This window comes from Halodesulfovibrio sp., from assembly GCF_015482765.1.
GTDB lineage: Bacteria > Desulfobacterota > Desulfovibrionia > Desulfovibrionales > Desulfovibrionaceae > Halodesulfovibrio.
Genome location: NZ_JADMLB010000067.1, coordinates 1 through 19,021, shown reverse-complemented (window position 1 = coordinate 19,021; position 19,021 = coordinate 1). Strand labels below are relative to the sequence as shown.

Here is a 19,021-nt window from a genome sequence, read left to right as displayed (position 1 = left end):
AATGGTCTATTTGACGCACATTCCCATAGGAGGCTTCTGTGTCAGAACTATCCAAGATTGCTATCATCGGCGGCGGCCTTGCAGGCTGCGAATGTGCCCGCAAGCTCTCCAGAGCAGGCGTTGCCGTTACTATATTTGAAATGAAACCGGAGCAGTACTCTCCGGCACACAGCTACGAAGGACTTGCAGAGCTTGTATGCTCAAACTCCTTCCGCTCCGACCAGCCTGATGCTGCTGTCGGTATCCTGAAACAGGAAATGCGTGAACTCGACAGCCTCGTACTTGAAGCTGCGGAAGCAACCCGCGTTCCTGCCGGTAAAGCTTTAGCTGTTAACCGTGAGTTATTCAGCGACTACATTACGAAAGCCATCAATGAGGATGAAAACATCACCCTCATTCACAAAGAAATTACATCGCTTGATGCTGAAGAACTTGCAGAATTTGACGCCATTGTTCTTGCAGCAGGTCCACTTGCCAGCAACGCACTGAGCGACTCCTTAGCAGCAACTATCGATGCAACACATCTCTACTTCTACGATGCAATTGCACCGATTATTTCAGCTGAATCCATTAACATGGATATCGCATTCTGGGGTTCCCGCTACAATCCTGAAGACAAGGACTACCTGAACTGCGCCCTGAATGAAGAAGAATACCATGCTCTTCGTGAAGCTCTGATTGCCGGAGAAAAAGCTCCTACCAAAGATTTTGAAAAAGAAATTCACTTTGAAGGGTGCATGCCGATTGAAGCGCTGGCAGAACGCGGCGAAATGACTCTGGCATTCGGTTCTTTTAAGCCGGTCGGCTTCACCGACCCGCGTACAGGAGAACGTCCTTTTGCTCTGGTTCAGCTGCGTACAGAGAACTTGAACAAATCCATGTTCAACCTCGTTGGCTGTCAGACAAAGCTCAAGTACAAAGAGCAGGATCGTATCTTCCGTATGATTCCCGGTCTCGAAAATGCTGAGTTCGTCCGTTACGGCAGTGTCCACCGCAACACGTATGTGAATGCGCCAAAAACACTGACTGAAGAACTGGCTCTCAACAGCCGCCCAAACATCTTCCTCGCAGGACAGATTACCGGTGTAGAAGGCTACGTTGAGTCTGCGGCTTGTGGTCTGTGGTTAGGCACCATGCTTGCGGCAAAAGCCAAAAAGCTTGAGCTTGCAGAACCTCCTGCGGAAACATGCCTCGGCGGTCTTCTTACGCACTTGCGTACAGAGCAGAAAAACTTCCAGCCTGCCAACGTTCAGTTCGGTCTTACTCCGGCACTGAACCGCAAAGCTCGTAAAAAGGAACGTAAAGCATTGTATGCACAACGTGCCCGTGAAAAATTCACTGCGTGGCTCGAAGAACAGAAAGAAACTCTCGAAGATTGTTGTTTATAAAAAAAAGCGTGGTTCATATGAACCACGCTTTTTTATTTTTATTTATAGAGGGCAGCCCGTAACACGGTTCGCCTCTTCAAAACCTTAAGCCAACTACTCAGCTACTGTGCCACTCTTTACAATATATGTCTGTGCAGTACGGGCAGGTACAGTAACCGAAAGCTGATTAGCAGCTCCGGAAATAACTTCACCTGTAATTCCTTCCTCTAGAAGAACGTCGCCGGAAGCGACTCGTTGCAATAAAGAAAAGGTTTCAGTCGCTTCAGTCTCACCAAAGTTAATTACATTTACCGCCGCCAGTGCTTTTAGACTGTTATCCGGAGGCAACTGGAATACCTGAATAAGTACACCCTTGTTCTTCACTTTAGGCAGTTGAACAACTCGAGCATTCTGCATTCCGAGAGCATTACGCAGTTTAATTAACCGGCGCATATTTCCGGCGAAAGATTCCGCCATCCGCACATCTGAATCTAAATCATCAAAGACAGTTTGAGCCTTCGGCAAACCAATTTCTGTAAGAATGTTAGTACCGCCACGGGATGTAATATCATACCCGCCGGCAACATTCTGCCGTAATGCATCTTCTTCTGTCACGTAATCAAGCAAACCGGCTTTAAGGGGCAATATGCCGAGCAATTCATCCGCTGAAAGCATAAAAATACCGGGTTGCATTGCCTGAGTATGCCCGAGCAAAGTAAGACCGGAAGTCACTGCTGTCCGCTGCTCATCTGTCAAATTCCGTAATTTGCGTATCCCTTGAACAGAAGCAACAAAACCAGCAGGAGTCAGGTAGAGCTTGTCTCCGGAAAAATAGACATCCCCACCGGTTGTTGCGAGTTTTCCTCGAACAGTATCCAAGTACCGTTTTCGCATTGCGGTATTGTTCTTCTGCTGAGGATTCGCCATGAATGGAAATGAAAAGTTAATATACGGTTCCGGTTGAATACGGTGAATAAAGCGTTTCTGATCTATCCCCATCTGCAACGTCGTAAACAACGTCTGCGCAAGCAATGTGGCATCACCGGTTGCATAGGCATATTCAGCAGACGTTGCCAGCGCATGGTTTACCACAAAATCAACGCCGCCTTCAGTTGCAGCCTTAAGATCCGGTAACGGCAGGTTATCTTCAAGGAATGTCCAACCACCATACCGTCGAGCTTCCTGTGCAATGTCTCGTGCAGCCTGAACAGCAGTATCACCAACACCAAAGCCGGATGTTGCGGCATTCGGGTATGCAGGTTCAAGTCCGTATAAAGGCGCTACACTCACACTGGTCATAGCCGCATGAAGCATGCCTATTTCCTGAATCAAAGAACCGGAAATAACACGACGCGCAGACTTTGAAGGATCATTCCAGTTCAATACAGGACGAGATTCCGAACCATATCCCAAATAAACAAATCGACGGCCGTTTCCATCCAGTCCCTGCACAACATCAGTTGCATACCAGTTCAAAGGAATCACAGAAAGCGTTAGCGATTCACGAACTAAAGGAGGCGGTAAAATCCGCGCACCGCGCAACGTCTTTAACGCAGCATCATCTACAGGCACTGCACGGGTTCTGGTTTCAATCTGTGGAAGATGCTTCCAATACTCCCGAGGCACCTCAACCATACAATATAATCCCTTGTATGATTCTACACCGCGTGCGCTTAAAAAGTAGTCTGCTCCTCGTCCTGTTGCAAAAGGAATAGTAGCATCCCCGACTATCATTCCATGTTTATTGGCTTTGCGTAAAAACTCATTAAACCCGCGTTCGTCACCAAATCCTTTTGAGAAAAGGTAACTCACCGTATCATCACCAAGCTGACGCTGCTCTGTAGGACTTCCCCAGATAGCGCCGCTTTCACGCATTGAGCGGATATGAATGCCACGAACTCCCAAACTCTTCATCGTTTTGAGAAATCCTTCGCTCTGCAAGGCAGAAACCACTGTTCCGGTACCGGACGGCAGCGTACGGGCTGCGTCAAAGGTTACCCAAACCGGAGCCAGATTAAGCATCATATCAACACGGGGCTTTTCATAAGGGCCAAGCCAGAATAAATTTGTGCCGGAAACAACACTGGAAAGCTTTTCAGAATTTGTCAGCATTGCCTGCTTTTCCAACCACTGGACATATCCCGGATTCGCCCTGCCCATCACCTCTGTTTCCATAGATAAATCAGAAGGTTTTTGAGAGCGGACAAGCCCCGGAGGGGTACAACCTGAGACCATGCAGAAAAGAGCAACAAGCAACAATATCTTTTTTTTCATATGGGCAAAAACTCCACACCACATACGCCGGAGCGTAAGATGCTGTTATCTAAATACCACACGCAAATAACACGTATTCAACATCTCAGTATTTGCGGTAATGACAGTCATATAAAAAATCCATTCAACTCATTCACAAAACGGCAACGCTACCCGCGAAGCCCTCTTCTCCCCGACACGCTACAAAAAAATTAACAAGTCAAAATAACAGGTAGATAAGCACTCAGAGCACTGTATTCTACGTATGCACATGTTCAGGGCTGTTGATTGAAAACAAGAAAAAACGATACCCGATATCAACCGTCGCATACATTGCTCGCAAATTAACGAACAGGCAAGTGCTTTAGATGCGAATCATGCAACAAAAAATAACAGCAAAAAACACTGTGCTGAAATAATTACTCTTCAACACAACAAATCAAAGTAATAAGAGTAAGGGAAAAGAGTGATGCTATTTTTTCCTTTACAGAATGCAAAAATATTGTTCAATCAACCAGTCTGCTTCGTGAATAGTACTATTCTTCCGCCAATCAAGTGTCCTTCCTGACACCCTGCATTCATTAGCACGAGAACTTTCAGGCTTTCAAGATGCCATGTACACATCCTGTTGTGATACATACTTTTTTCGTGCACTAAACACGAAGTGTTTTTATTAACGCAACCAAGGATAATCCATGTCTTTTTATTCTATAGATCAAACAAAATGTAAAAAATGCTTCATCTGTGCAGAAGTGTGCCCCAATAAACTTCTCCTGAAAGATAAAGAAACTGGTTTTCCCAAAATGCGTATCGGTGCTGAAGCTGCCTGCCTTCAATGCGGGCACTGTGTAGCTGCCTGTCCGGTAGACTGTGTCCAGCTCGAACCAATGCCTAACGATCATTTTCTTCAGGTTGATTCATCTCTGTCTATTTCATCAGAGCAAGCGGACCAGTTTATGCGCACCCGCCGTTCCATCCGCTCTTTTAAATCTAAGCCCGTAGAACATGACACACTTCAGGCGATTGTTGATCTTACAAACTATGCTCCATCAGCAAGCCACAAACAGCCGGTTCAGTGGGTAATGGTCGAATCTCCGGAATCAGTACGCGAGATGGCTGAAATGACCATCGAATGGATGATGGAACTGCGCAAAAACAACCGTGAGCTTGCTAAGAAATACAGCGTAGCAGGACTTATTGCCGGATGGAAAAAAGGACAGGATCTCATCCTTCGCGGCGCACCGCATCTTGCAATTTCCTACATGGATAAAAATAAAACATGGCACGACACAGACAGCGCTATTGCCCTTTCCTATCTGGAGTTGGCAGCCCATTCACGCGGAGTCGGAGCCTGCTTTGCCGGATTTTTTACCTATTGTGCCAATGATTATATGCCGCTAAGAGAAAAGTTAGGGCTGCAAGAAAACCACGTTTGCTGTGGCGGCCATATGCTCGGTTACCCTAAATTCACCTATCCACGGATACCAATGCGCAAAAAGTTACCCGTCAACTGGTTGTAACCGTCATAGAAGCCAACTGTATGCCCGTAAGAACAACGTAACGACTGTTACAAAGTCATTTTTATTAGATTGCCCCCCTTGCACAGCGCAGAACAAAAAAATTCTGCGCCAACAAGCATAAGCGTACGAACAATTCTGAACGTTTTGAAACACGCAACAATGCGCAAGGTTGTCATCAACTGATACAGAATGCGTTACAACCGGAGTAGATACAATGGCAGTTATAAACGGCACAAATCATTTTCTCAAAGATAAAGCGGAAGTTGAGGATGCAGACGCAACCATGACCTTCGGCAAAAAAACAGAGCTGGATACCTTTTCCCCTGAGGACGGTATCATTTTCCTGATCGGTTTTACCGGAAGCAAACGGCATACACTCGCTGAACTGCTTTCAGACAAACTCAGCATGAGCGTGCAGGCACCGGACGAAATTCCATCTTTGGATGCATTGCAGACTCTCTGCCAGCAGAAAGGATCAATCATTGTTGTTCCACAATCTGCAATCCGTAATGAAGACGTACGCAACGCCCTGCGCAACCATGGGAAGGTATTCTACCTCATGACGGAACTTCTGCACCTTGCCCATAATCTGGGTCTTGATGCTGAACAGGGACGCGAAACACTGGGCGCAGATTTTTCTGAGCTTGAGCCACACATGCTCGCTTCGCTCCATTTCATTCTCCATGGCTGGAAAGAGCCTGAAGATCTCATTGAAAACGTGCTGGAACCGCTCGGACTCCTCTAGCCTTTTCTTCTTTCAATAAAAAAAGCGGGTGGATCAAATGATCCACCCGCTTCATATTTTCTTTACATTGCGCCCCGCCAAATCTCCAGCAACCAACGCCCGATACCGACCGAGAACAGCAGCAGCCCTTCATTTCGCCCTACTTTGCCGCGCATTCGAATAATCAGCCACAGCAGCGCCACAACGCCGACAGCAAGACTCATATTCAAAAGCTCACCCGGTCTTACTGCCAGAGGTTTAATCAAGGCTGTAATTCCGAGTACACCGGCAAAGTTGAAAAAGTCACTGCCGACAAGGTTCCCCAGAATCATATCATTTTTGCCCTTCATAGAAGCAGCAAGACACGTCACAAGTTCAGGAAGCGAAGTTCCTGCTGCAACAATAGTCACACCAATAAACCACTCGCTCAAACCGAAAACTCGTGCAACGCCTGATGCTCCATCCACAACAAACTGACTGCCGAAACTTACAGCAAGAAGCCCAAGCGGAAGAAGTAGATAATCTTTAAGGGTAGCAGCTTCGCCTTCACCGGGAGCATCACACAACGCGGTTCCTTCACCGGAAGCCGGCTTTTTACAGCGGAAATACATCCAGACCAGATAGCCCACAAAGACGGTGGTTAAGATAACGCCGCTCCAACGCTCAAGATACCCCTGAGAAACAGCAAGGCGTGTAAAAAGCTCAACACCGAAGAGAATTGGAATATCACGAAGAATAAGCGCCTTGCTACCGGAAACACTTTTAATCATCGCAACAGCGCCAAGAATAATCCCTAGATTAAAAATATTTGAACCAACTATGTTCGCGAACGAAATGGATGGAATCCCTTTCAATGCGGCAGTTAATGTTACCAGAAACTCCGGCAGACTGGTTCCCATTGCAACAATCGTCAACCCGATTACAAGTTCAGAAATGCCGAAACGTCGAGCGATAGCTGAAGCAGCATCCACAACCCAGTCAGCTCCTTTCCAAAGAAGAAGCCCGCCAGCAAAAAGGTACGCAATATATAAAAGCATGTAGTTACCTGATAAAAAAGTTAGTAAGCCCAGTTGGAAAAACACGTTGCAAAACAAAGAGGTGGTGTAAGATGAGTTCCCTCAGTTGTCTAGCATTTGGGTATAATTCTATCCTTTCGAGAGTTGAAGAATACTCCATGCAAGCGTATTCTACCCTACACACGTTAACTCTACTCAAAAGGATATACCATGTCTGTGATAGCAGAACTTTCAATTTTCCCGATGGATAAAGGCGTCAGCATGAGCCCCTATGTCGCCCGTGTTGTAACAGTCATTAAAGCAAGCGGCCTGGCCTACGATTTCGGACCGATGGGAACGACAATAGAGGGAGAATGGGACGACGTTATGCAGACAGTCTCCGCCTGCTACAAAGAGCTGGAACAGGACTGTGACAGAATCTACCTCACACTGAAAGTAGATGCCCGCAAAGGGCGAACAGGCGGATTGAAAGGTAAAACGGAATCCGTGGCAGCAAAAATGGCGTAGCCGCTTTTCCCGTCGTGAATATAAAAGCCGAGTATCAGAATTGTCTGACACTCGGCTTTGTTTTCGTCATGGAAGAGAACACGTCTCTGACGCCTAACAAGAACAACGGCTGTAGATTACTGTCCCTCTTCGGAACATGCACCGTGTTCTTTTTCGATCATCTGAATACTCATCCACTTGCCGCCGCGGAATCGACTGAAGGCTGCAATTGCAAGAGTACATACGTACACAATAAGCATGCCCCACAGCACATGTAAGCCTGCATCAAAGACAAAGCGTCCGATGAATACCGGCACACCAAGACACAGGGTTGCGCAGATGGCAATTGCCCACATTACATACATCGTATCACCGGCTCCTTTCAAGGAACCGAAGAAGATCAGAGCAATCGCATCCTGAATGCAGAAGAGAGCAACATACGCCAACAGAATCTGACATGTTGCCTGAATCTGTGTGAAATCCGCAGCAGAAAGATCTGCCGGCTTAAAAAGCGAAGTCAATTCATACGGGAATAACACAAAGATCGCGCCGAATGTTCCCATCCAGACCAACGCCACATGCAATACGCTGTGCGCAGCTACAGTAGCCTGACCAACGTTGTTTTTCCCCATAGCCTGACCAACCAGAATAGAAGCTGCAATATTCAGCCCCACAACCGGAAGAAAAGCCAAGGAGTTGATAGACAATACAATGTTTGAAGCCGCAAGCTCTGTTTCACCCAGTCGGCCGATAACCATAATAAATACGGTAAAGGCAAAAACATCAAAGAAGTTGTTCACACCGCTTGGAACACCGTAGCGCATCATGCGAACAAACAAGTCCTTGTTGAAACGCCATGAACGGATAACATGATATGTTTCATCATTCTTCTTGGTAAACACCAGCCATGCATACATAACAATCTGCATAGCCCATGAAGAAACTGTTGCAATCCCTGCACCTGCAATACCCATCTCAGGAAAAATCCACACACCGTTAATAAGCATGTAATCGAGAGGAATATTGATAATCACGGCGATAATGTTAACCACCATGTTAGGACGCGTCTGCCCTAAGCCGGTAAAGAAACAACCGATAGCATTGGCTACCAGCGCACATCCTGAACCGACAGTAAGGATAGAGAAGTAAATCACTTCTTCACGCTGTACTTCCGGCGCATGGCCTACAAAGGCAAAAAACGGTTCAGCAAATAATGCCAGCGAGGCAAGCAACACCCACGCAACGCAGCAAAAATAAATTGCCTGCCAAACAACGGAGCCGATCTTTTTGCACTTACATGCCCCGTAATATTGAGCAATAAATACAGAGCTATAGGCAGAAATACCCAAGGCAAACAACAAGAACACCAGATTGACCATCGCAGCAGGCAAAGCAGCAGCAATAGATATCAGTGAATAATTACTAAGAAAAATACGGTCGGTAAATTCCATTGCAGTTGTGGAGCCTAAGCTTACAACAAGCGGCAATCCGACATTAAGAACATCACGATACCCGAACGGTTCTTTCCAGCGTCTTTTCAAACGAGATAACATTTACAAACTCCTGAGGTAATCCCCTGAATATAGAGGCAATCCAACAAAGCCACATATAAACAGGACGTAATAACTATATGTTGCGAAACGAATACTCATACCCGAAACAAAGCACAAGACAGAATTTTATGCCTCGTCGCTTTGTACAAATCAGGGCACAGCATTCCTTACATCAAATTTGATTCAACTAGTTGAATCAATAAAAATTGAACTAACAAAATCAATTTTTATTGAAATAAGAAGACACGTTCTACGCAAGCAATTTTTATTTTACAAGAAAAAGATGCATTCAAAAGTTTATCCTTTCAACACGGCATGTTATCCGTGTATGAAAAGTAAACGTGTGTTCATTTTTTCTTGGATGCATTTTAACCCTAGTATTTTCTTGAGTTTCTCATCCAATCAAGCTTATTTTATGCTAACTTTGAATGCACAACCTAGTTTTTTTGAAGCTACTCAACCATACAGGATATACCATGAGCGACGTTTCTGATCCTACAAAGTCACAAGAAAACCCGAAACGCACCGAAGACAATACCTCGGAAGCCCCGCCTGAAAAGGCTGCGGAGTCTTCTGTTCCCACTCAGACCAGTGAAGAGGAAACGCCTCTCGATGAAACTCCTTCAGAAGAAATTATACCTGCTGAAGAAGAGTCCGCTGAACAAAAACAAGACAGCGAAATCGCTTGGTCTGAATATACTGAATCGCCAGAGCTTCCTGCTACCGAAGAGCACTCTTCTATAGAGAGCGAAGAGCCAGCATCAATTACTTCTGAGGAAGAACCTCCTCAAGAAGAATCAGAGACGATAGTCCCTTCCGAGGTTGACTATACAGAGTCAACTGAAAGCACAGATGCGTCTCCGGTTGATTCTGCTAAAGAGCAGGACACTGACGAACCTATTTCCGACACCATTTCCGATGATGACACAAACGACACAGATGATGAATTGATAGTTGCTGCCGCAGCATCAAAAGTCAGCAGTCGCTTTGGCGGAACACGCACAGAGAAAATTTACCCAGATCCTGAACCGGCTGATTCAGAGACTCTTGAAAAAGAAAAACCGCACCACGGTACGGTTTCAGCTGAAGTGCCTCCAAAAGAAAAGAAACAAAAGAAAGAGAAAAAGCCGAAGGAACCACTTCCGGATGTCGCTCCGGAAAGCAAAACTCTTACGCTTCTTTCCCTACTCCCATGTGTCACATTGCTTGCTTTTGCGGCATTACAAGGCGGTATCGCCCTTTTCTTCCGTGACCTCTGGCCACTTCAGGAAACTCAGACTGCCGCTGTAGTAAAAGATACGCTTGCAGCTTCCAACTGGCTGACTCCTATGCTGGACGGAAAACCGTACAGCGGTGCAATGCCACTATACTTCTGGTTCACAAGCGCTGTGGCACTGATTCCTGACGTAGCCCTCACCTTTGCAGTTAAAGCCGCTACCGTTATCAGCAGCATGCTTTTTGTTCTTTCCACCTACCTGTTCTCGCGGGCAGCCGGAATCAGTAAAAAAACAAGCCTGACCTCTGGTCTGCTTGTCATGGCTGCATTCCTTCCTGCTGTAACTATGCAAATCAACGGATTGGAAACACTCTTTGCAGCACTGGTAACATTTGCGCATGCAGCCTTCGTCATGGGCTGGAAGCGTCAACGCTCTTTCTTCTGGCTTCTTATAGGCTTTATCTGTGCTGCTGCGGCAACACTTACCGGAGGCTTCCCGGGACTCTTCCTGCCGCTGTTCAGCATTATTTTTGTTTCCTGCTGGAGAAAACGCCCGACACGTTTCGGCGAATGGGATGTAGCCGGCGGGTTCGGAATCTACCTTTCAATCGTACTCAGCTGGTTTGCATATGTATATTTTGCAGTGCAGCCGGAATATCTCTTAAACCTTGTACCAAACATCCTTGCAGCACCATTTGAAGGCGCATTAAACCACCTCCCATACTGGTGGCATATGCTTGCAATGCTGCCATTCCTTTTACTGCCATGGCTTATTGTTATTCTCCTTCTCCCATGGACAAAACTTTTCAGCATCTCACTGTACAAAAACATTCTGGCCACAAGAAATCCTGAATTCATCGGCATTGCCTACCTATGGCTCTCAGCCGTTTTAACCTGTGCACTCTACTGTGTGCTGGACTACATGACACCAGTCTGGCTTCTCGTACTGCTCCCGCAGCTGGCAATTCTTGCAGCACGGGCTATCAGCAACTTCTCACCATTACGCAGCAAAATATTCTACAGACTCCTTGCTGTTCTCTTCCTTGGTGCAGGAGCAGGTCTCATTGGTCTTGTAAACTTTACCGATGTTGTTCCATTCGCCATTGACGGCTGGATGTACATGTCTGCCATCCTGTTAGCCGCTGCCGGTATTTTCTGGATCAAATTCCCGCTCAACAGCCGACTCGGCATTGTCGGTATCACAGTCGTTATGACACTGTTGTTGCAGCCGCTTTTCATTATGTCTGCGCCTGCAATTAACAGCTTCATCTCAACAAAAGATATCTCCGTGACTATGGAAGAATACGCAGCTAAAGATTTTGTACCGGTCGTGTACAACACTGACCCTGCCCCATTCGCATACTATGTCGAAAAACCTATCACTCACGCATTTGATCTCCACTCGCTCACAACACTTTTGAACGCAAACAAGAATGTTGTACTCATTATGACTGCCGCAGAGTGGGAAAACTGGCTCACAAAACCGGAATCTCTGGAATTAGTAGGCCGGCAGGGTGCAGCAATTCCTCATCTGGGAAAAGGATTTGTGCTTGCAATACAGGAAAAACGATCCACCAGATACATGCCTCAAGACTCTACAGAACCTCAGCCGGAAAATATGACACCTCCGGCAACTGATGAACAGCCGACTGTAAATGAGCCGGAAACAACTCCTCCAGTTCAAAACGAACCAACGTTAGATGCACCGCAAACTGACAATGAAGAAGATCCGGCACCGCTTCGTGAACCACTGAATGACAACAGCACAACAGCAACTTCACCCGACGCAGCACAGCCGAAAGCCGCTATGGTCAGCCCTGTAACAACAGATCTCACCATTCCAGCTAACTAACTGATACTTACCAGACAAAAAAAAAACGCTCTTCACATCTGTGAAGAGCGTTTTCGTTTGTTCAGGTCTACTTCTTGTCGTCATCAACCGGCTCACAATCGATCACTATTGCCTGCCGAGGAGTCTGATTTTTTTCATCGTTTTTTATTTCAGTAAAAACGGTCTGTTCATCTTTCTGCTGACCACCAGAGGAGTGCCATGTGTAATAGGTAAATCCAGCATGGTTCTGACCTGCGCTACGAACAGCAGCTGCATTAAACTGCTTACGCATCCATCGTGCCAGCGGCTTTCTTGTAAATGGAAGCAACATAGCAAGACCGGCAAAGTCAGTCACAAATCCCGGTGTAAGAAGCAGCAAGCCGGCAACAAGGATGAGTAACGCTTCCACCATTTCATCAGCAGGCACCTGTCCCTCATTCAGAGACTGGCGAACCTTCTGCATGGTATTAAAGCCTTCCATGCGGGCAAGCCACGCACCGGCAATACCGGTAAGAATCACAATTCCGATTGTAGGCAACCCGCCAATGACAGAGCCTACAGAAACCAGCGTATATAATTCAATAATCGGAATAAGTGTAAACAGTAAAAATAATCTTCCAAACATATTGTTGTGCCCTTCAAGTTCTAAGCAATCTATCCGTACCATGAACAACTAGTCATTCTGTAAGAGATGACAAGGTTTTTTATGGCTACGCCCCCACCTAAACAGAACGGTCTACTCTAATATACAGGAATTATGCAACAAGTCACCACCACTTGCTGCCCTGTACACATACTAATACCTGCGCTCAAAAAACAAAGCAGGCATATGTAAAAAGTAGCATACTGCAAAATTATAGTAATTTGATAGAATCTATGAAAACAGATTTCACTATCTGCACTGATTAGTAAAGAGGCTAATGCGAAAAACAGAGCAGATTATATAAGGAGGGAATGCTTGAAATATTTTTTTGATAAAAAAAAATCTCATCATTGCTGATGAGATTTTTTCTTTTCTTGTCCAATCTGGATCGCCGAAAAAGCTTAAGCACTCTTAGTTGCTACAGGCTTCACAACAGCGCCAGAGCGCAGACAACGGGTGCAAACGTTGATAGATTTTACCTGACCAGTAGGGAACTGATGACGTACACGCTGGAGGTTAGGCAGAAAACGACGTTTGGTTTTGATGTGTGAGTGAGAAACATTGTTACCGACCTGTGGGCCTTTACCGCAAATAGCACATTCTTTAGCCATGGCGATTCTCCGTATATTAAAGAAAAAAATTTATTGCTTTTATTGTCACGCGGGCAGAACTTCTCTAAAAGTTTTACTGCAACTGCGCAAGCAAAGAGATGGGTGTATTATACCCTCGATACAAAAAAGGCAACCCTTTTCTTGACAAACAAACACTGTCGCATGTAGAAATCCCCTTCCGCAAGAGGACATCAATATGAAACAACTTTGGCTAGCAATCAAGGATCTGCCTCCTGAAGGCAAGGAAATAATCATCAACGACCAGTCCATATGGCAAGGTCCCATTGATGAGTTCGCTCTTCCCTACACTATTAAGGAAGAGTTTGCAGCCCGTTTATTCCTCATCCCTCAAGAGCAGGGATGTATTTTGCACGGCAGCCTGACAGGTACTGTTAATCTGCCATGCAACCGTTGTACTCAAGACGCAACCATTACCATCAATCAAAATTTTGATGAAGTATTCATGCTTGACGAAGAGCTAAGTTCGGACGATACCGAACCTAATGTTCGCATCGCAAACGAAAGTACTGGAATCGAAATTGAGATTGCAAGTGTACTTTGGGAAGAATTTGTCATCGCCCTTCCGGTCAAACCCTTATGCAAGGAAGACTGTAAGGGTCTTTGCGCTGAGTGCGGCAAAGACTTAAACACTGGAAAATGCGAGTGTGAAGATTCAACACTCGATCCTCGCTTTGCGGTTCTTCGGAACCTTAAAGTGAATAAATAACGATTACGTCTTTCGGAATTCGTTCGAAAGCAGATTAAAGAGAGGTCTGTCATGGCTGTAGCACAGAAAAGAAAATCTAAGTCCCGTAAGGGCATGCGTCGCTCCCACCACCGTGTGGCTGTACCTTCCGTAGTATACTGCGAATGCGGCGAAGCAGCGCTTCCACACCGCGTTTGTGCAGCTTGTGGCACTTACAACGGTCGTCAGATCAGTAAGGACGATGCATAGCATTCCCGTTATAGCCGTGGACGCAATGGGCGGTGACATTGGCCCGTCCGTTAACGTCCCAGGTGCTATCAAGGCTGCTCGCACCTTCGGTATCAAAGTCATCCTTGTCGGTAACGAGAAGCTGATTAATGCCGAACTCGATAGGCTACCCCTTAACGGGGTGGCCTATGAAGTAGTGCACACCGACGAGGTGGCAGGGATGGACGAGAAGCCTTCCGATATTCTTCGTCGCAAAAAAAATGCATCTATCCAAGTTGCATGCCGCCTTGTAAAAGAAGGCAAAGCTGACGGCATCGTCAGCGCCGGTAACTCCGGTGCCACAGTTGCGTGCGGCATGTTTATTATTGGACGCATTGCCGGCGTAGAACGCCCTGCCCTAGCGAGCGTAATGCCTACAGAGAAGAACCCTATCGTTCTTCTTGATGTAGGAGCCAACGTAGATTGTAAGCCTCAGCACCTGTTCCAGTTCGGCCTTATGGCCAACGCCTTTGCCCGTGACCTTCTGGAGTATGAATCTCCACGAATCGGCCTTCTTTCCATCGGTGAAGAAGAAGGGAAAGGCAACGTTCAGGTAAAAGAAGCCTACGACCTGTTCAAACTGACAAACGACATTAACTTCCTGGGGAACGTTGAGGGACGTGACCTCTTTACAGGTGAAGTTGACGTTGTTGTCTGCGACGGTTTTGTAGGCAACGTGGCCTTGAAGCTCAGTGAAGGTCTCAGCACCTCAATGAGCCGGCTGTTAAAACGACAGTTGATGTCAAGTACAATTGCTAAGATAGGAACATTACTGGCGAAAAAAGCGTTTAAAAAGTTTGCAAAAATTGTGGACTACGCCGAATATGGCGGCGCACCAGTTTTGGGACTTAAGGGGATCGCGATTGTATGTCACGGCGCATCGAATGATAAAGCTATCTTCAATGCCGTAAAAATGGCATCTACTTTCGTACGCAAAAAAACAAATGAACGCCTAGTTGAAGCAATCAGCGCCAATGAAGAGCTGACAAGCTTCGGCAGAGCTATTAAGAACTAAAGCTGAGGCGGTGCAGTACTACTGTGCCGCTTTGTAGCTTTCCGGAAACTGCAATGAAAAAGCAATGTTACATCCGGGGCTTCGGAGCATTTGTTCCTGAAAAGGTTCTAACCAACTTCGACCTCGAAAAGATGGTCGACACAAGCGACGAATGGATCAAAACTCGCACAGGTATTGAGCAGCGCCACATTGTGGCAGAAGGTCAGTCAACTTCCGACCTCACCTCTCAGGCAGCTGAAGTTGCCCTTGCTGATGCGAAGATGAACCGGGAAGAGTTATCTCATATTCTTGTGGCGACCTGTACTCCAGATGCCTACTGCCCAAACACAGCATGCATCACTGAAGACAAAATCGGCTTAAAAGGCCGCATGGCTCTCGATTTGAGCGCAGCATGCTCCGGCTTTGTATACGGGCTGAAACTGGCTAGCTCTCTTGTCCAGACAGAAGAAGATGCAAACATCCTTCTGTGCGGCGGTGAGACTATGTCATCCCGTACTAACTGGGAAGACCGCAACACATGCGTTCTTTTCGGTGACGGTGCCGGCGCAGTCATTATCTCAGCCACACCTACAGAAAATTCTACTGCTGTTGTAGACGTCGAACTTTCCTCTGATGGTTCTCTGCGAGACCTGCTGACAATCCGCGGTGGCGGATCTTCTCTGCCGTACAAAGTCGGTCAGACAGTTCCAGATGAACACTTCATTATGATGCAGGGACGCGAAGTCTTCAAACACGCTGTCCGCAGCATGGTAGGCGTGTGTAAAGACCTTATGGAACGCAACGGTCTCACTCCTGATGATATTGACATGCTCATTCCTCATCAGGCTAATATGCGCATCATCGAAGCTGTCGGTAAAAAACTTACCATTGCGACTGAACGAGTGTTCGTAAACGTAGATAAAGTAGGGAACACCTCTGCTGCTTCTATTCCTATTGCACTTGGACAGGCAAAAGCTGACGGTTTACTCGAACCGGGTAAAAACATTCTGCTGACAACATTCGGCGGCGGTTTCACCTGGGGCGCAGCACTTCTGAGAACATAGAGACTGGAAACTAATGCCCTTCTCTTTCTAAAAGCTAAACATTATTACATGTTACACAGCCAGTTTTGGGAATTGAAGTTATACTCTCTTTAAGGTATAAGGCATTGCTTTTAACACCCTAACCAGAAGCGAATTATTATGGACTTACTTTCAACTGCACTGGTTACCGGCGGCTCTCGCGGCATTGGAAAATCTATTGCTGAGCAGCTGGGTAAAGCCGGATTTCAGGTTTACCTCACATACGTTTCTAAGCCGGAAGAAGCTCAGAACGTAGCAGCAGCAATTGAAGCTGCCGGTGGTAAAGCAAAAGCGTTCAAATTAGATGTTGGCAATCCTGAAGAGATTGCAGCATTTTTTAAAGAAGAAATTAAAGACAAAGTGAAACTGGATGTTCTTGTTAACAACGCCGGTGTCACTAAAGACGGTCTTCTCCTTCGTATGAAGAATGAAGATTTCGATCGTGTCATTAACGTAAACCTGCGCGGAGCTTTTGTTGCTTGTAGAGAAGCAGCAAAAATCATGAGCAAACAGCGCTGCGGCCGTATCATCAACCTCACTTCCGTAGTGGGCCAGATGGGCAACGCTGGTCAGGCTAATTACTGCTCTGCTAAAGCCGGTATTATCGGTATGACAAAATCTATGGCAAAAGAACTCGGTGCACGTAATATCACCGTTAACGCTGTTGCCCCTGGTTTTATCCAAACCGATATGACGGACGCTCTTCCAGAGAAAGTGCGCGGTGATTACGAAAAAGCAATCCCTCTCAAACGCATGGGCAACGTAGAGGACATTGCAAATACAGTAGCTTTCCTTGCATCAGATGGTGCCGGCTACATCACAGGACAAGTTATTGCCGTTAATGGCGGCTTGTACTGCTAGCGGACTCTTTGTCCGTAATAAAACTTTACTGCTTTCCTTTGAGAAGGCAAAATAACAAAAAGAAACAATCCGTTGGAGGAATCCATGTCTGCAGAAGCAAAAGTAAAACAGATCATCATTGAGCAGCTCGGCGTATCTGAAGAAGAAGTTAAAAACGAAGCATCTTTCGTTGAAGACCTCGGCGCTGACTCCCTCGACCTCACCGAACTCATCATGGCTATGGAAGAAGAGTTCGGCGTTGAAATTGACGACGACGACGCACAGAAAATCCTGAAAGTTCAGGATGCATACGACTACATTGCTAAACAGCAGTAGTCAGCACTGTTACAGCGTTTTATATACAGGCGTCTTGTGCATTACTGCATAAGACGCCTTACCCGCTTATTTTGATGACACATAAATGAGGTAGTGTCATCGGCGCAACGTGAAGAGAAGCGGGTTGAATTGATCTCTTATACAGCGCACTTTTTCCCAGGAATGAAGCATATGACTGAAAAAAGAGTAGTAGTAACTGGCGTTGCCACCATCAACCCACTCGGGAACGATGTTGACACAAGCTGGGAGAAACTGATTGCCGGCGAATCCGGAATCGGTCCTATCACCCAGTTCGATGCAAGCGAGTTCACTTCACAGATTGCAGGCGAAGTTAAAGATTTTAATGCAGCTGACCATATTCCGGCTAAACAGGCTCGCCGCATGGACCGTTTCGTACAGTTCGGCGTAGCATGTGCAAAACAGCTCATGGAAAGCTCTGAATACGAAATTACCGATGAAAATGCGAAGCGCGTGGGCGTAATGCTGGGTGTAGGTCTTGGTGGTCTTAATACCATCGAAACCTTCCACACAAAACTCACAAGCGCCGGTCCAAACAAAATCAGCCCATTCTGGATTCCAATGCTGATTTCAAACATGGCACCGGGACAAGTATCTATTTTTACTGGCGCAAAAGGTCCAAACCTTGTATTCACCAGTGCTTGTGCATCCGGTACCCACGCAATCGGACACGCATTTGAAGATATTAAATACGGACGCTGTGATGCTGTCATCACAGGCGGTGTAGAATCCACTATCACCCCAATGGGTGTATCCGGCTTTACCGCGCTTAAAGCGCTTTGCAGCAACCGTAACGATGAGCCGCTTAAAGCTTCCCGTCCATTCGACGCAGAACGCTCCGGCTTCATCATCGGTGAAGGCGCAGGTCTGCTCCTTCTCGAATCATACGATTCTGCAAAAGCCCGCGGTGCAAAAATTTACGCGGAAGTTGTGGGCTTCGGTTCTACAGGTGATGCATTCCATATGACTGCACCACGTGAAGATTCCGAAGGAATGGCTCAGTCAATGCTCGACGCTATTGAAGAAGCGGGCATTGCACCTGATGCTGTGGACTGCATCAACGCACACGCTACCTCTACCGCTCTTAATGACAAGGCAGAGACGGGTGCGATGAAAAAAGTCTTTGGTGATCATGCGTACAAACTGCGTATCTCTGCGAACAAATCTCAGACGGGACACCTGTTAGGTGCTGCTGGCGGCATGGAGGGGGTATTCTCCTGCTTGACGCTTGATAAAGGAATTGTTCCGGGAACCGCAAACCAAGAATCACCAGACCCAGAATGCGATCTGAACTACATGGGGAATGGTTCAGAGAAGTATCAAGCTGAGTTCGTTCTCAGCAACAACTTCGGCTTTGGCGGCACAAACGCAAGTGTGCTGTTCAAGCGTTTCGACGGGTAATGTGTGGGCGTATGCAACGTGTAGTTGTGTACGCCCTTTTTCTTCCTCATTTAAATCGTAAGGGGCATCACTCATGGATGAAGTCTTTATCCAAGATCCCGAAGTAGGCCGTTCCATTTTTCAAGAGATCGATCGTCAGACCGGTGGTCTTGAATTA

At 46.5% G+C, this 19,021-nt stretch carries 17 protein-coding genes; 12 read left to right on the top strand and 5 right to left on the bottom strand.

Annotation, left to right across the window (positions count from 1 at the left end):
- Positions 1 to 38 precede the first annotated feature (38 nt).
- Complete coding sequence (gene trmFO / locus QZY95_RS12495; protein WP_290924003.1) at positions 39 to 1,388, top strand: methylenetetrahydrofolate--tRNA-(uracil(54)-C(5))-methyltransferase (FADH(2)-oxidizing) TrmFO; 1,350 nt, start codon at positions 39 to 41, stop codon at positions 1,386 to 1,388.
- A 93-nt stretch (positions 1,389 to 1,481) separates the two neighbouring features.
- Here trmFO and QZY95_RS12490 read toward each other — a convergent pair whose 3' ends face one another.
- Positions 1,482 to 3,641 (bottom strand): hypothetical protein, encoded by a 2,160-nt coding sequence (locus QZY95_RS12490; RefSeq protein WP_290924001.1) that lies wholly within the window; start codon positions 3,639 to 3,641, stop codon positions 1,482 to 1,484.
- A gap of 674 nt (positions 3,642 to 4,315) precedes the next feature.
- Here QZY95_RS12490 and QZY95_RS12485 point away from each other — a divergent pair.
- On the top strand, positions 4,316 to 5,140 hold the full coding sequence (locus QZY95_RS12485) for a nitroreductase family protein (RefSeq protein WP_290923999.1): 825 nt from the start codon (positions 4,316 to 4,318) through the stop codon (positions 5,138 to 5,140).
- A 214-nt stretch (positions 5,141 to 5,354) separates the two neighbouring features.
- Complete coding sequence (locus QZY95_RS12480) at positions 5,355 to 5,885, top strand: shikimate kinase (RefSeq protein ID WP_290923998.1); 531 nt, start codon at positions 5,355 to 5,357, stop codon at positions 5,883 to 5,885.
- A 62-nt stretch (positions 5,886 to 5,947) separates the two neighbouring features.
- On the opposite strand, the gene QZY95_RS12475 is transcribed toward QZY95_RS12480, so the two are convergent.
- On the bottom strand, positions 5,948 to 6,901 hold the full coding sequence (locus QZY95_RS12475; RefSeq protein WP_290923996.1) for a calcium/sodium antiporter: 954 nt from the start codon (positions 6,899 to 6,901) through the stop codon (positions 5,948 to 5,950).
- Positions 6,902 to 7,090: 189 nt separating this feature from the next.
- On the opposite strand from QZY95_RS12475, the gene QZY95_RS12470 reads away from it, so the two are divergent.
- Positions 7,091 to 7,387 carry an MTH1187 family thiamine-binding protein gene (locus QZY95_RS12470; RefSeq protein WP_290923994.1) on the top strand — a complete coding sequence of 99 codons (297 nt, stop codon included), beginning with the start codon at positions 7,091 to 7,093 and terminating at the stop codon, positions 7,385 to 7,387.
- A gap of 116 nt (positions 7,388 to 7,503) precedes the next feature.
- On the opposite strand, the gene QZY95_RS12465 is transcribed toward QZY95_RS12470, so the two are convergent.
- Entirely contained in the window at positions 7,504 to 8,919 is a 1,416-nt protein-coding gene (locus tag QZY95_RS12465; protein WP_290923991.1) for an MATE family efflux transporter, read from the bottom strand.
- A 476-nt stretch (positions 8,920 to 9,395) separates the two neighbouring features.
- On the opposite strand from QZY95_RS12465, the gene QZY95_RS12460 reads away from it, so the two are divergent.
- The gene (locus tag QZY95_RS12460; RefSeq protein WP_290923988.1) at positions 9,396 to 11,987 is read left to right on the top strand and encodes a hypothetical protein; all 2,592 of its coding nucleotides are present in this window, start codon (positions 9,396 to 9,398) and stop codon (positions 11,985 to 11,987) included.
- A gap of 67 nt (positions 11,988 to 12,054) precedes the next feature.
- Here the strand turns inward: QZY95_RS12460 and QZY95_RS12455 are convergent, their stop codons facing one another.
- Positions 12,055 to 12,591, bottom strand: a complete 537-nt coding sequence (locus QZY95_RS12455) for an FxsA family protein (protein ID WP_290923985.1) — start codon at positions 12,589 to 12,591, stop codon at positions 12,055 to 12,057.
- Between the two features lie 419 nt (positions 12,592 to 13,010).
- Entirely contained in the window at positions 13,011 to 13,220 is a 210-nt protein-coding gene (rpmB, locus tag QZY95_RS12450; protein WP_066854980.1) for a 50S ribosomal protein L28, read from the bottom strand.
- 196 nt (positions 13,221 to 13,416) lie between these two features.
- Between rpmB and QZY95_RS12445 the strand changes: the two genes are divergently transcribed.
- The 7 genes from QZY95_RS12445 to fabF all read left to right on the top strand — a co-directional run bounded on the left by QZY95_RS12445 (position 13,417) and on the right by fabF (position 18,864).
- Positions 13,417 to 13,947, top strand: a complete 531-nt coding sequence (locus QZY95_RS12445; RefSeq protein WP_290923981.1) for a DUF177 domain-containing protein — start codon at positions 13,417 to 13,419, stop codon at positions 13,945 to 13,947.
- Positions 13,948 to 13,998: 51 nt separating this feature from the next.
- Positions 13,999 to 14,175, top strand: a complete 177-nt coding sequence (gene rpmF, locus QZY95_RS12440; RefSeq protein ID WP_020001270.1) for a 50S ribosomal protein L32 — start codon at positions 13,999 to 14,001, stop codon at positions 14,173 to 14,175.
- Positions 14,168 to 15,208 (top strand): phosphate acyltransferase PlsX, encoded by a 1,041-nt coding sequence (gene plsX / locus QZY95_RS12435; protein WP_290923975.1) that lies wholly within the window; start codon positions 14,168 to 14,170, stop codon positions 15,206 to 15,208. The genes rpmF and plsX overlap by 8 nt, the downstream gene beginning before the upstream one ends.
- A gap of 53 nt (positions 15,209 to 15,261) precedes the next feature.
- Positions 15,262 to 16,251: a beta-ketoacyl-ACP synthase III gene (locus tag QZY95_RS12430; RefSeq protein WP_290923972.1), complete on the top strand. Its 990-nt coding sequence runs from the start codon at positions 15,262 to 15,264 to the stop codon at positions 16,249 to 16,251.
- Between the two features lie 135 nt (positions 16,252 to 16,386).
- Positions 16,387 to 17,130: a 3-oxoacyl-[acyl-carrier-protein] reductase gene (fabG, locus tag QZY95_RS12425; RefSeq protein ID WP_290924128.1), complete on the top strand. Its 744-nt coding sequence runs from the start codon at positions 16,387 to 16,389 to the stop codon at positions 17,128 to 17,130.
- Between the two features lie 84 nt (positions 17,131 to 17,214).
- Positions 17,215 to 17,445, top strand: a complete 231-nt coding sequence (gene acpP / locus QZY95_RS12420; protein WP_074215034.1) for an acyl carrier protein — start codon at positions 17,215 to 17,217, stop codon at positions 17,443 to 17,445.
- 171 nt (positions 17,446 to 17,616) lie between these two features.
- Positions 17,617 to 18,864 carry a beta-ketoacyl-ACP synthase II gene (fabF, locus tag QZY95_RS12415; RefSeq protein ID WP_290923968.1) on the top strand — a complete coding sequence of 416 codons (1,248 nt, stop codon included), beginning with the start codon at positions 17,617 to 17,619 and terminating at the stop codon, positions 18,862 to 18,864.
- Positions 18,865 to 19,021 lie beyond the last annotated feature (157 nt).